This is a genomic window from Aquincola tertiaricarbonis, assembly GCF_000969605.1.
Classification (GTDB): domain Bacteria; phylum Pseudomonadota; class Gammaproteobacteria; order Burkholderiales; family Burkholderiaceae_C; genus Aquincola; species Aquincola tertiaricarbonis.
On the sequence record NZ_JZUE01000001.1, the window covers coordinates 493,560 to 504,684 of the forward strand.

12 protein-coding genes and 1 tRNA gene are annotated in these 11,125 nt (G+C 70.9%); 2 read left to right on the forward strand and 11 right to left on the reverse strand.

All coding sequences use genetic code 11. The features are described 5' to 3' along the window. Positions 1-2: 2 nt before the first annotated feature. The 6 genes from VO99_RS02355 to hemA all read right to left on the reverse strand — a co-directional run bounded on the left by VO99_RS02355 (position 3) and on the right by hemA (position 5,007). Positions 3-590, reverse strand: coding sequence for a UbiX family flavin prenyltransferase (locus VO99_RS02355; protein WP_046111149.1), 588 nt, complete (start codon positions 588-590; stop codon positions 3-5). After that, a complete protein-coding gene (gene grxD / locus VO99_RS02360; RefSeq protein ID WP_046111150.1) occupies positions 590-907 on the reverse strand; it encodes a Grx4 family monothiol glutaredoxin in 318 nt (105 codons plus the stop codon). The genes VO99_RS02355 and grxD overlap by 1 nt, the downstream gene beginning before the upstream one ends. Positions 908-1,009: 102 nt before the next feature. Beyond that, positions 1,010-1,594, reverse strand: a complete 585-nt coding sequence (locus VO99_RS02365) for a hypothetical protein (protein WP_046111151.1) — start codon at positions 1,592-1,594, stop codon at positions 1,010-1,012. A gap of 93 nt (positions 1,595-1,687) precedes the next feature. Beyond that, complete coding sequence (gene prmC, locus VO99_RS02370) at positions 1,688-2,533, reverse strand: peptide chain release factor N(5)-glutamine methyltransferase (RefSeq protein WP_046111152.1); 846 nt, start codon at positions 2,531-2,533, stop codon at positions 1,688-1,690. After that, a complete protein-coding gene (gene prfA, locus VO99_RS02375) occupies positions 2,526-3,620 on the reverse strand; it encodes a peptide chain release factor 1 (protein ID WP_046111153.1) in 1,095 nt (364 codons plus the stop codon). Before prfA ends, prmC begins: the two co-directional genes overlap by 8 nt. 88 nt (positions 3,621-3,708) lie before the next feature. Next, complete coding sequence (gene hemA / locus VO99_RS02380; RefSeq protein WP_046111154.1) at positions 3,709-5,007, reverse strand: glutamyl-tRNA reductase; 1,299 nt, start codon at positions 5,005-5,007, stop codon at positions 3,709-3,711. 117 nt (positions 5,008-5,124) lie between these two features. Between hemA and VO99_RS02385 the strand changes: the two genes are divergently transcribed. Beyond that, positions 5,125-5,403, forward strand: coding sequence for a hypothetical protein (locus tag VO99_RS02385; protein WP_046111155.1), 279 nt, complete (start codon positions 5,125-5,127; stop codon positions 5,401-5,403). A gap of 9 nt (positions 5,404-5,412) precedes the next feature. On the opposite strand, the gene miaB is transcribed toward VO99_RS02385, so the two are convergent. The 3 genes from miaB to VO99_RS02400 all read right to left on the reverse strand — a co-directional run bounded on the left by miaB (position 5,413) and on the right by VO99_RS02400 (position 7,377). Next, positions 5,413-6,786, reverse strand: a complete 1,374-nt coding sequence (miaB, locus tag VO99_RS02390; RefSeq protein WP_046111156.1) for a tRNA (N6-isopentenyl adenosine(37)-C2)-methylthiotransferase MiaB — start codon at positions 6,784-6,786, stop codon at positions 5,413-5,415. Then, positions 6,783-7,166 (reverse strand): hypothetical protein, encoded by a 384-nt coding sequence (locus VO99_RS02395; protein ID WP_046111157.1) that lies wholly within the window; start codon positions 7,164-7,166, stop codon positions 6,783-6,785. Before VO99_RS02395 ends, miaB begins: the two co-directional genes overlap by 4 nt. Before the next feature lie 134 nt (positions 7,167-7,300). Then, positions 7,301-7,377: transfer RNA gene (locus VO99_RS02400), tRNA-Met, on the reverse strand. Between the two features lie 65 nt (positions 7,378-7,442). Here VO99_RS02400 and ftsY point away from each other — a divergent pair. Continuing rightward, positions 7,443-8,810: a signal recognition particle-docking protein FtsY gene (ftsY, locus tag VO99_RS02405; RefSeq protein WP_046111158.1), complete on the forward strand. Its 1,368-nt coding sequence runs from the start codon at positions 7,443-7,445 to the stop codon at positions 8,808-8,810. Here ftsY and VO99_RS02410 read toward each other — a convergent pair. Further along, entirely contained in the window at positions 8,807-9,559 is a 753-nt protein-coding gene (locus tag VO99_RS02410) for a DUF2726 domain-containing protein (protein ID WP_046111159.1), read from the reverse strand. The two genes, ftsY and VO99_RS02410, sit on opposite strands and share 4 nt — an antisense overlap. 82 nt (positions 9,560-9,641) lie before the next feature. After that, positions 9,642-11,036: a signal recognition particle protein gene (gene ffh, locus VO99_RS02415; protein WP_046111160.1), complete on the reverse strand. Its 1,395-nt coding sequence runs from the start codon at positions 11,034-11,036 to the stop codon at positions 9,642-9,644. Positions 11,037-11,125 lie beyond the last annotated feature (89 nt).

An 11,125-nucleotide genomic window follows, 5' to 3' on the forward strand; every position in this document is an offset into this window, starting at 1 on the left:
GCCTAGAGCCCGGTCCACTCCCGCGGGCGTGCCGCATCCAGTCCCAGCAGGGCCAGGGCCCGTTCCACCGTGTCGTCCACCAGCGCGTCGATGGTCTCGGGCCGGTGGTAGAAGGCCGGCAGCGGCGGGTAGATGATGGCGCCCATCTCGGTGGCGGCCGTCATGTTGCGCAGGTGCGCCAGGTTGAAAGGCGTCTCGCGCACCATCAGCAGCAGGCGGCGGCGCTCCTTCAGCGTGACGTCGGCCGCGCGCGTGAGCAGGTTGTCGCCGAAGCCGTGGGCGATGGCGGCCAGTGTCTTCATGGAGCAGGGCGCCACGGCCATGGCCGCGGTGTCGAAGCTGCCGCTGGCAATGCAGGCGCCGATGTCGCCGGGCGCATGGGCATGGGAAGCCAGCGCTTCCAGCGCCTGGCGGCCGAGGCCGAGCTCGTGGTGCACATTCAGCACGCCGGCCGGTGTGGCGACCAGGTGCGTCTCGATGCCGAGGGCGCGGGCGCGCTGCAGCAGTCGCACGCCATAGACGGCGCCGCTGGCGCCGGTGATGCCGACCACCAGCCGCGGCAGGCGGCCTGGGGTGGCCGGGGTGGACATCAGGCCGAGGCCGTCAGCGTCTGCTGCAGCTCGCCGCTCTGGTACATCTCCATCATGATGTCCGAGCCCCCGACGAATTCACCGTTGACGTAGAGCTGCGGGATGGTGGGCCAGTTGGCGTATTCCTTGATGCCCTGGCGCACCTGCTCGTCTTCCAGCACGTTGACGGTGGTCAGGTCGGTGACACCGCAGGCCTTGAGGATCTGGATGGCGCGGCCCGAGAAGCCGCACATCGGGAACTGGGACGTGCCTTTCATGAAGAGCACGACGCGGTTGCCCTTGACGAGGCTGTCGATGCGTTGTTGGACGTCGCTCATGGTGTGGTTCCGCAGGAGGCAGTTTGGATTGACGAAGCCGGGGTTATACGGCATCGGCCGGCGTGCTGCCGGGCGGCGCGGGCAAGCCCGTGCCGCACCTGCTTAGAACGAGTACGACACGCCGAGTTGCAGCACCGGCATCAGGCGCAGGTCGCGCGCCAGGTCGTCGGGGCTCGGACCGAGGGAGCGACCCACCCGCAGGCCGCCGCCGAGTGCCATCAGGCCGACGTCGGCGGTGAAGCCCCAGCCGCCCCGCACCGACAGCCCGGTGTAGCCCACGCCCAGGTACGGAACGGTGCTCGCCGCTTCGCCCGAGGCGTCCAGCGTCGAGCGGGTGAAGGACAGCCCGCCGGCCGAAGGCATCGCCGTGGTGCTGAGCGCGGCGCTGCGGCTGCCCAGCAGCAGGCCGCTGGTGGCGCGGAATCCGCCGGTGATGCGGTGGGCCTCGAAGCCGGTGCCGGCGAAGTAGTAGTCGCCCAGCACCTGGGCGCCGTGGGTGCGCGGCAGCGCGGCGGCCAGGGACAGATCGGTGCGGGTGGAGGGCGCGTTGATGCCGATGCGGGCATGCCAGCGCGGCCAGGTGTCCTCCGCGTCGCTCACCCGCAGGCCCTGGTCGGCTGCGGCGGCCGTCGTGGCCAGTGCCAGGCACAGCGCCAAGCCGTGCTGGAGGGGGATGGTCCGGGTCATCGTGTGCTCCCTTCCTGCCCTGAAAGTGAGTTGATGCTACTGCCCCAGCGCCTTGCGTGCACGGCGATCAGCCGGCGGAGCCTGGCCTGTTCGTCAGCTGGGCCAGCGGCCGCCGGTGCAGCGCAGGTGGCCGGCCAGGTCGGGTCGGTGCTGGATGTGGTCAAAACCAGACGCCTGCAGCAAGGCGGCCACGTCGCCGGCCTGGTCATGGCCGTGCTCCAGCAGCAGCCAGCCACCCGCATGCAGCCGCGGCGGCGCACCGGCCACGATCTGTCGCAGCGCGGCCAGGCCGTCGCCCTCCGGTGTCAGGGCGATGCGCGGCTCGTGCCGCAGCGCGGGCAGGTGCGGATCGTCGCCCGCGATGTAGGGCGGGTTGCTCACCACCAGGTGGAAGCGGCCGGGAGGGCAGTGCGCCCACCAGTCGGACGCCGCGAAGCGGACCGGCAGGCCCAGGCGGCGGGCATTGCGTTGCGCCACGGCCAGGGCCGCCGGGCTGGCGTCCAGCGCCCACACCTCGGCCGCCGGCCAGCCGTGCCGCAGCGCCAGCGCGATGGCGCCGGAGCCGGTGCCCAGGTCGATCACCCGGGGCGGCGGGGCATCGGCCGGGCGGCCGGCCAGCACCGCCAGCGCCCAGTCCACCAGGGTCTCGGTGTCGGGCCGCGGGTCCAGCACGTCGGGCGTTACTTCCAGCAGCAGGCCATGGAACTCATGCTGGCCGGTGAGGTAGGCCAGCGGCACCGCGTCGACCCGGGCCCGACAGTCGGCGGCGAAGGCGGCGTCGATGGCGGCCGGCAGCGCATCGGTGTCGTGCGACAGCAGCCAGGTGCGCGGCTGACCCAGGCGATGCGCCAGCAGCAGCTGGGCGTCCAGCCGGTCGATGCCGTCGGCGCGGGCGTCGGCCAGGGCCTGGGCCACCGTGCGGCCGGTGTCGTCAGCCATGCGCGGCCTGGCCGCTTTCCAGCGCGGCCAGCTGCTCGGCGGCCTGCGCGGCCTGCAGCGCGGCGATCACGTCGTCCAGGTCGCCGTCCATCACGGCACCCAGCTTGTACAGCGTGAGGTTGATGCGGTGGTCGGTGATGCGACCCTGCGGGAAGTTGTAGGTGCGGATGCGGTCGGAGCGGTCGCCGGTGCCCACCAGGCTCTTGCGCGTGGCGGCTTCCTTGGCGGCGCGTTCGCCCTGTTCCTTGTCGCGCAGGCGCGCCACCAGCACCGCCATCGCCTTGGCCTTGTTGCGGTGCTGCGAGCGGTCGTCCTGGCATTCCGCCACGATCCCGGTGGGCAGGTGGGTGATGCGGATGGCGCTGTCGGTCTTGTTGATGTGCTGGCCGCCCGCGCCGCTGGCGCGGAAGGTGTCGATGCGCAGGTCGGCCGGGTTGAGCTGCACTTCCTCGGCTTCGTCGGGCTCGGGCATCACGGCCACGGTGCAGGCGCTGGTGTGGATGCGGCCCTGGCTTTCGGTCACGGGCACGCGCTGCACGCGGTGGCCGCCGGATTCGAACTTCAGCCGCTCGTACACCCGCTCGCCTTCCACGCGGATGACCACTTCCTTGTAGCCGCCCAGCTCGGATTCACTCTCGCTCATCAGCTCGGTGCGCAGGCCCTGGCGCTCGCACCAGCGCAGGTACATGCGCGCCAGGTCGCCGGCGAACAGCGCCGACTCGTCGCCGCCGGTGCCGGCGCGGATCTCCAGGAAGGCGTTGCGCGCGTCGTCGGGGTCGCGCGGCAGCAGGGCGGTCTGCAGCTCGGTCAGCAGGCGTTCGAGGTCGGCCTGCGCGCCGGTGATCTCTTCGCGGGCCATCTCGGCCATCTCGGCATCGGCCAGCATCTCCTGCGCGGCGGCCAGGTCGCGCTCGCGCTGCTGGTACTGCTGGAAGCGGGCCACCACGCCGGCGACTTCGGCCTGCTCGCGCGACAGCGTGCGGTAGCGCTTCATGTCCGACGCCACGCGCGGGTCGGCCAGGTTGGCATCGAGCTCGGCCAGGCGCATCACGAGACGGTCGAGCGAGTGACGGAGCGTGTCTTTCATCGGGGGGCGGGGAACTGGGCGGCCGGCGGGGAGCCGGCGGGCGCGCCAGGACGGCGCGTCGGAAGGGCGAAGCGGGCGGTGAGCGCCGCTAACGCGCGCTGCCGCCGGGGGTGCGGGCGCTCTGGCGCAGGAACAGGCGCGAGATGGTCTGCGCCGTCTGCTCGCGCTGGTCGGTGTCGGACGCATTCAGCTCGGCCAGCGCGCCGTGCAACATCTTCTGCGTCAGGCCGCGGGACAGGGCGTCCATCACCGCCTCCACGTCCTCGCCCCGCGCCAGCAGCTTGCGGGCGCGGGCCAGCTCGGCGGCGCGCCAGTCGTCGGCCTGGCGGTTGAGCGCCTGGATCAGCGGCACGCTGGCGCGCTGGTCCAGCCAGTGGGCGAAGCTCTGCACGCCGGCGTCGATGATGACCTCGGCCTGCTGCACCGCGGCCTGGCGCTTTTCGCCGGCGGTCTGCACCAGAGCCGACAGGTCGTCCACGGTGTAAAGGTAGACGTCGTCCAGCCGCGCCACCTCGGGCTCAATGTCGCGCGGCACGGCCAGGTCGACCATGAACATCGGGCGGTGCTTGCGCTGCTTGACCGCCCGCTCCACCGCGCCCAGGCCGATGATGGGCAGCGAGCTGGCGGTGCACGAGATCACCGCATCAAACTCGTGCAGGCATTGCGGCAGGTCGGCCAGGCGCAGGGCCTGGGCGCCGAAGCGCGAGGCCAGCTTCTCGCCACGCTCCAGCGTGCGGTTAGCCAGCGCCATCGCGCGCGGGGTGCGGGCAGCGAAGTGCGTGGCGACCAGCTCGATCATCTCGCCCGCACCGACAAAGAGCACGCGGATGTCCTTCAGGTCCTCGAACAGCTGCGCCGCCAGCCGCACCGAGGCGGCGGCCATGCTGATGGAGTGCGAGCCGATCTCGGTGGAGCTGCGCACTTCCTTGGCCACGGAGAATGAGCGCTGGAACAGCTGGTGCAGCGTGGTGCCCAGCGTGCCGGCGGCATCCGCCTCGCGCACAGCCTGCTTCATCTGGCCGAGGATCTGCGGCTCGCCGAGCACCATGGAGTCGAGCCCCGAAGCCACGCGGAACGCATGGCGCGCGGCGGCGCGGTCTTCCTCGACGTAGGTGTGCGACATCAGATCGGCCCCGCTGACGCCACCCTGCGACGCCAGCCAGTCGATCGCCGGGCGCACCAGCTCGCGCACGCCGGCGGGCTCGGCGGCCACGTACAGCTCGGTGCGATTGCAGGTGGACAGCAGCGCCGCCTCGGCCCCGCTGCGCTGCACCCGCTCGCGGAAACCACGCAGCGCGGGCGGCAGCTGCTCGGGCGCGAACGCAAACCGGCCACGCAGGTCCAGCGGGGCGGTGTTGTGGTTCAGGCCGAGGGCAAACACGCTCATAAGGGGGAATTATAAAATTGACCAGCTATCCCGGCGTCCCGCAAGGTGCATCGCCACCCTCGTCCCACTGCATCGCGCTTGCGCTGCATCAACCTTTGCGCCTTCACGCCCTCGCCGATGGATTTCCTCGACGCCTTCTGGCATGTGTTGAACCTCTTTGCGCCAGCGCTGGGCGTGGGCCTGATCGCGGCGGCCGCCGCCAAGCTGCTGTGGCGCAAGGAGCTCGCCAAGGCCAGCTACCTGCGGTTGGTGCTGTGGAGCTTCGTGGCCGGGGCCGCGGTGCTGCTGGCGGGGCTGGTGGTGCTGGGGCAGGACGGCCGCATGCTCACCTACGGCGCGATGGTGCTGGCCTGCGCCAGCGCGCTGTGGTGGGCCGGCTTCGGCCGCGCCCGCTGAAGCGGCCGCTCAGGCCACCGTCGCTTCGGCGGTGACCACCTCGGCGCGCAGCGAGTGCGGATAGGCCTCGGTGATGCGTACGTCGATCAACTGGCCGGCCAGCCGCTGCGGGCCGGCGAAGTTGACGATGCGGTTGCACTCGGTGCGGCCCATCAGTTCGTTGGCGTCGCGCCGTGACGGCCCTTCCACCAGGATGCGCTGCACCGTGCCCACGCGGCTGTCGCTGATGCGGCGCACGTTGGCTTCCAGCGCGGCCTGCAGCTGCTGCAGCCGCTGCAGCTTGACGGCATGCGCCGTGTCGTCATGCAGCGCGGCGGCCGGCGTGCCCGGGCGGGCGCTGAAGATGAAGCTGAAGGATGCGTCGTAGCCGATGTCGTCCACCAGCTTCATGGTCCTGGCGTGGTCCTCGTCCGTCTCGCCCGGAAAGCCTACGATGAAGTCGGTCGACAGGCTGATGTCGGGCCGGATGGCGCGCAGCTTGCGGATCGTGCTCTTGTACTCCAGCACCGTGTAGCCGCGCTTCATCGCGCCCAGGATGCGGTCGCTGCCGTGCTGCACCGGCAGATGCAGGTGGTTGACCAGCTGCGGCACGCGGGCATAGACGTCGACCAGCCGCTGGGTGAACTCGTTCGGGTGGCTGGTGGTGTAGCGGATGCGCTCGATGCCAGGCATCTCGGCCACGTACTCGATCAGCAGCGCGAAGTCCGCGATCTCCGCCGTGTCGCCCATGCGGCCGCGGTAGGCATTGACGTTCTGGCCCAGCAGCGTCACTTCCTTCACGCCCTGCGCGGCCAGCTCCGCCACTTCGGTCAGCACGTCGTCGAAGGGGCGGCTCACCTCCTCGCCGCGGGTGTACGGCACCACGCAGTAGCTGCAGTACTTGGAGCAGCCTTCCATGATCGAGACGAAGGCGGTGGCGCCTTCGGTGCGCGCGGGCGGCAGGTGGTCGAACTTCTCGATCTCGGGGAAGCTGATGTCCACCTGTGGCCGGCGCTCGCGAGTGCGGGCCTCGATCATCTGCGGCAGGCGGTGCAGCGTCTGCGGGCCGAAGACCATGTCGACGTAGGGCGCGCGCTCGATGATGGCCGCGCCTTCCTGGCTGGCCACGCAGCCGCCCACGCCGATCAGCACGCCCTTGCTCTTCAGGTGCTTCACGCGGCCGAGGTCGCTGAACACCTTCTCCTGCGCCTTCTCGCGGATGGAGCAGGTGTTGAACAGGATCAGGTCGGCCTGCTCCACGTCCTGCGTGGGCTCGTAGCCCTGCGCGGCCTGCAGCACGTCGGCCATCTTGTCGGAGTCGTACTCGTTCATCTGGCAGCCGAAGGTGCGGATGAACACTTTCTTCTTGGCGGCAGTGCTGTCCGAGGGGTTGTCGGTCGTCATGACTTGGTCCAGGTTTGCGCGTCGGGATTGAAGAACCAGGTGGCCAGTTGCTGGTCGTTGACCGGCCACGGCTTCATCGCGCGTTCTTCGGCGGTGAGGATCCACACGTCCTTGACCATGCCCAGGCCGTCGCGCGTGTAGTTCACGATGTACTTCGGGCCGATCAGGCTGCCCGAGAGCTGGATCATGTTGTTGTCGCCGCGGATGCGGGCGCCCGGCGCCAGCGTGGCAGCGCGGCCGTTCAGCAGCACCTCGGGCGGCTGCGTGATCTGCAGCTCGCCACGCAGCGCATTGGCGGGGAACTTGCGCTGCACCGCCTGGCCGAAGGCGGGCAGTGCCAAGGCCGCGGCCAGCAGGCCGACGGCAACACAGCGGGTCATGGTGTGGATCCAGGGGCTGTGCCGGCGGGCGGGATTGCGCGCCGTGCGTGGAGCCCGCGATTATCGCCTGCGGGCCGAAGGCGGCGAGGTCAAGAAAAAGCCCGCTGACCTTGCGGTAGCGGGCTTCTCGAGTTTGGTGGCGCTTCAGGGATTCGAACCCCGGACCTGCGGATTATGATTCCGTCGCTCTAACCGGCTGAGCTAAAGCGCCTCAGAGCCGCGCAGTATAGCGACAAAATTTCTGGGGTGTCCAGCATCCCGCGCCACAATCTGCGGATGTTCAGTTTCTTCAAGAAAAAGCCGCCGCCGCCGCCGCCCGGGCCGCCCGCGGTCGACCTGCGAACGCTGCCTCCGGCCCCCGCGCCCGTGCAGGCGCCGGCCCCGCTCCCCGCGCCGGCCGCATCACCGGTGGCTGCCCCGGCCCCGCGGCCCGCGCCGCCCGCTCCGGCGCCCGCCGCACCGCCCGTGTGGGCACCCCCGGGCGTGGACATCCGCACGCTGCGGCCGCCGCCGGCACCGGTGCCTGCACCCGCCCCGCGGCCTGCGGTCGTCCCGCAGGTCCCTGCCGCGCCGGCCGCCAGCGCCTTCACTGCCACGCCGCCGGCCGCACCCGTGGCACCGCCGCGGCCGGGCCCGGCTCCGGCACCGGCCGGTGCGCCGCCGGTGTATGCCGACCTGCGCGGCGCGATGGCGAACATCGACGCGCCGATGGAGCGCACCGAGTGGGTCAGCAAGCTCAGCCAGGGCCTGCGCAAGACCGGCTCCAGCATCGCGATGGTGTTCTCGGGCACCAAGATCGACGATGCGCTGTACGAGGAACTGGAAAGCGCGCTGCTGATGGCCGATGCAGGCGTCAAGGCCACGCAGTGGCTGCTGGACGATCTCAAGCGCCGGGTGAAGGAAGCGGGGGTCACCGAGCCCTCGGCCGTGAAGGCGCTGCTGGCCGACGCCATCACCGCGCTGCTGCAGCCGCTGGAGCGTCCGCTCGTCATCGGCGAGGCCACGCCCACGGTGATGATGGTGGTGGGCGTCAATGGCGCCGGCAAGACGACCAGCATCGGCAAGCTCACCCGCCACCTGGCCGATGCCGACCAGAAGGTGCTGCTGGCCGCGGCCGACACCTTCCGCGCCGCCGCGCGCGAGCAGCTCACGGTGTGGGCCGGCCGCAACCGGGTGGAGGTGGTCAGCCAGGAAGGCGGCGACCCGGCCGCCGTCACCTTCGACGCCGTGGTGGCCGGCCGTGCGCGTGAATGCGACGTGGTCATCGCCGACACCGCCGGCCGCCTGCCCACGCAGCTGCACCTGATGGAGGAGCTGAAGAAGATCCGCCGCGTGATCGCCAAGGCCCAGCCCGATGCGCCGCACGAGGTGCTGCTGGTGGTGGACGGCAACACAGGCCAGAACGCGCTGGCCCAGGTCAAGGCGTTCGACGAGGCGCTGCAGGTCAGCGGCCTCATCATCACCAAGCTCGACGGCACGGCCAAGGGCGGCGTGCTGGCGGCCATCGCGCTGTGGGCGCGCGAGCGCAGCGCCAAGCAGCCGGCGCTGCGGCCGCTGGTGGTGTACTTCATCGGCGTGGGCGAGCAGCTCGCCGACCTGGAGACCTTCAATGCCCGCGAGTTCGCGCAGGCGCTGCTGAACTAGACCGAACCGGGCCGCAGCGGCCCGCCATCCTGCGCCGGGTCCAGGTCGTCGAACCAGGTCGACGGCGGCGTCTCGCGGCCCGGGGTGGGCGTGGTGTTGGGATGGCGCTCCACCACCAGCGGCACCGGCAGGCCCAGCCCATGCGCGGGGCCGTGGCGGGTGGGGGTGTTGAGCGTGATGTCCCGCCCCGCCGAGCTCTCCGGGGGGGCGCTGGCCGGGCTGCCCGGCAGCGGGGCGGCCCGCGGCGCCGGCCGCAGCGATTCGCGGATCTCGTCCGGCGAGGGCAGGGCGGCCGCCGGCCACACCAGCACCCGCACGCGGGCCGCTTCCAGCACCCGCACGATGCGCTCGGCCCGGCGCAGCCGCTTGGCCGTGTCGTTCGGCTTGCGCAGCAACACCACGGCCACCACCTGCGACGAGCTGTCGCACACCATCAGGTCCACGGCGAGGTGGCCCACGCGCTTGAGCCATTCGGTGTACGAGTGGCGGCGCGGCACGTTGAGGAAACCGGCCAGCGGCACCGCCGCCAGGATCAGGTGGTGCGGCAGCGCACGGTTCAGCGCCTGCAGCGCCAGCCGCTCATGCACGTCCAGCACCCGCATCGGCTCGGGCGGCCAGGTGCTCAGGGTGTCGAGCTGGTCCAGCGCGCGCGCCGCCTTGGAACGCTGCCGCGCGCGCAGCCACAGCGGCGCCAGAGCGGCAAGGGTGCCCGCGATGCCAACAGCCAGCCAGATCCAGGGGTCGTCCATGCCTTCGCGCAGCCACTACAACAGGGCGGGACCGTAGCGCCCCCTCCCGCCAGGGGCAACCGCGCAAAGGTGACCAAGCGTTTCACCGGGGGCCGCCCAGCCCCCCGAAGCCGCCGCCGCCCAGGCCGCCCATGCCCTTCATGCCGCCCATGCGCTTCATCATCTTCATGAGGCCGCCGCCCTTCATCTTCTTCATCATCCCCTGCATCTGCTCGAACTGGTTGAGCAGGCGGTTGACCTCCTGGACGTGCACGCCCGAGCCGGCGGCGATGCGGCGCTTGCGGCTCGCCTTGAGCAGCTCGGGCTTGCGGCGCTCCAGCGGCGTCATCGAGTTGATGATGCCTTCCATGCGGCGCACCTCGCGCTCGGCCTTGTCCATGTCGGGCTGGCCGGCCTTGGCGGTCATCTGAGCGGGCAGCTTGTCCATCAGGCTGGACAGGCCGCCCATCTTCTTCATCTGGGTGATCTGCGACAGGAAGTCGTTGAGGTCGAAGTTGTCGCCGCTCTTGAGCTTGGTGGCCAGCTTCTGGGCGGCCTGGATGTCCACGCCCTTCTGCACTTCCTCGACCAGCGCGACGATGTCGCCCATGCCCAGCACGCGGCCGGCATGGCGTTCGGCGTCGAACACCTCCAGCCCGTCGATCTTCTCGGACACGCCGGCGAACTTGATCGGCGCGCCGGTGATCTGCCGCACCGACAGCGCCGCGCCGCCGCGCGAATCGCCGTCCAGCTTGGTCAGCACGATGCCGGTCAGCGGCAGCGCTTCCTTGAAGGCCTTGGCGGTGTTGATCGCGTCCTGGCCCTGCATCGCGTCCACCACGAACAGCGTCTCCACGGGCTTGAGCGTGGCATGCAGGTCGCGGATCTCGGCCATCAAGGCCTCGTCGATGGCCAGCCGGCCGGCGGTGTCCACCAGCAGCACGTCGAAGTAGTGCTTGCGGGCGTAGTCCAGCGCGGCCAGCGCGATGTCGTGCGGCTTCTGGTCGGGCGTGCTGGCGAACCACTCGGCGCCGGCCTGGCGCGTCACCGTCTTCAGCTGCTCGATGGCCGCAGGGCGGTACACGTCGGCGGAGACGGTCAGCACCTTCTTCTTGCGCTTCTCGATCAGGTGCTTGGCCAGCTTGGCGGTGGTGGTGGTCTTGCCGGCGCCCTGCAGGCCGGCCATCAGGATGATGGCGGGCGGCTGCGTGGCCAGGTCCAGGTCGGACACGCCTTCGCCCATCGTCGCGGCCAGCTCCTTGTGGACGATGCCCACCAGCGTCTGCCCCGGGTTCAGCGAGCCGGCCACCTCGGCCCCCAGCGCCTTGGTCTTCACCCGCTCGATGAAGTCGCGCACCACGGGCAGCGCCACGTCGGCTTCCAGCAGGGCCATGCGCACCTCGCGCAGCATGTCCTTCACGTTGTCTTCGGTGATGCGGGCCTGGCCGCGCATCGTCTTGACGAGCTGTGACAGGCGATCGGCGAGTGTGGAGGCCATGGAAATTCCGGGGTCGAAGGAGGCAGGGCCGCGGGCGCGGCAAGGGGGCGCAAATCCTAGCAGGCGGTGTACGCGCGCCTGGAGCGCCC

Bases quoted from the DNA above. Each gene is read 5' to 3' on its own strand.
- VO99_RS02365 (WP_046111151.1), bottom strand. From the start codon at position 1,594: ATGACCCGGACCATCCCCCTCCAGCACGGCTTGGCGCTGTGCCTGGCA.
- hemA (WP_046111154.1), bottom strand. From the start codon at position 5,007: ATGAGCGTGTTTGCCCTCGGCCTGAACCACAACACCGCCCCGCTGGAC.
- VO99_RS02410 (WP_046111159.1), bottom strand. From the start codon at position 9,559: ATGGACGACCCCTGGATCTGGCTGGCTGTTGGCATCGCGGGCACCCTT.
- ftsY (WP_046111158.1), top strand. From the start codon at position 7,443: ATGTTCAGTTTCTTCAAGAAAAAGCCGCCGCCGCCGCCGCCCGGGCCG.
- prmC (WP_046111152.1), bottom strand. From the start codon at position 2,533: ATGGCTGACGACACCGGCCGCACGGTGGCCCAGGCCCTGGCCGACGCC.
- VO99_RS02385 (WP_046111155.1), top strand. From the start codon at position 5,125: ATGGATTTCCTCGACGCCTTCTGGCATGTGTTGAACCTCTTTGCGCCA.
- ffh (WP_046111160.1), bottom strand. From the start codon at position 11,036: ATGGCCTCCACACTCGCCGATCGCCTGTCACAGCTCGTCAAGACGATG.
- prfA (WP_046111153.1), bottom strand. From the start codon at position 3,620: ATGAAAGACACGCTCCGTCACTCGCTCGACCGTCTCGTGATGCGCCTG.
- VO99_RS02355 (WP_046111149.1), bottom strand. From the start codon at position 590: ATGTCCACCCCGGCCACCCCAGGCCGCCTGCCGCGGCTGGTGGTCGGC.
- VO99_RS02395 (WP_046111157.1), bottom strand. From the start codon at position 7,166: ATGACCCGCTGTGTTGCCGTCGGCCTGCTGGCCGCGGCCTTGGCACTG.
- grxD (WP_046111150.1), bottom strand. From the start codon at position 907: ATGAGCGACGTCCAACAACGCATCGACAGCCTCGTCAAGGGCAACCGC.
- miaB (WP_046111156.1), bottom strand. From the start codon at position 6,786: ATGACGACCGACAACCCCTCGGACAGCACTGCCGCCAAGAAGAAAGTG.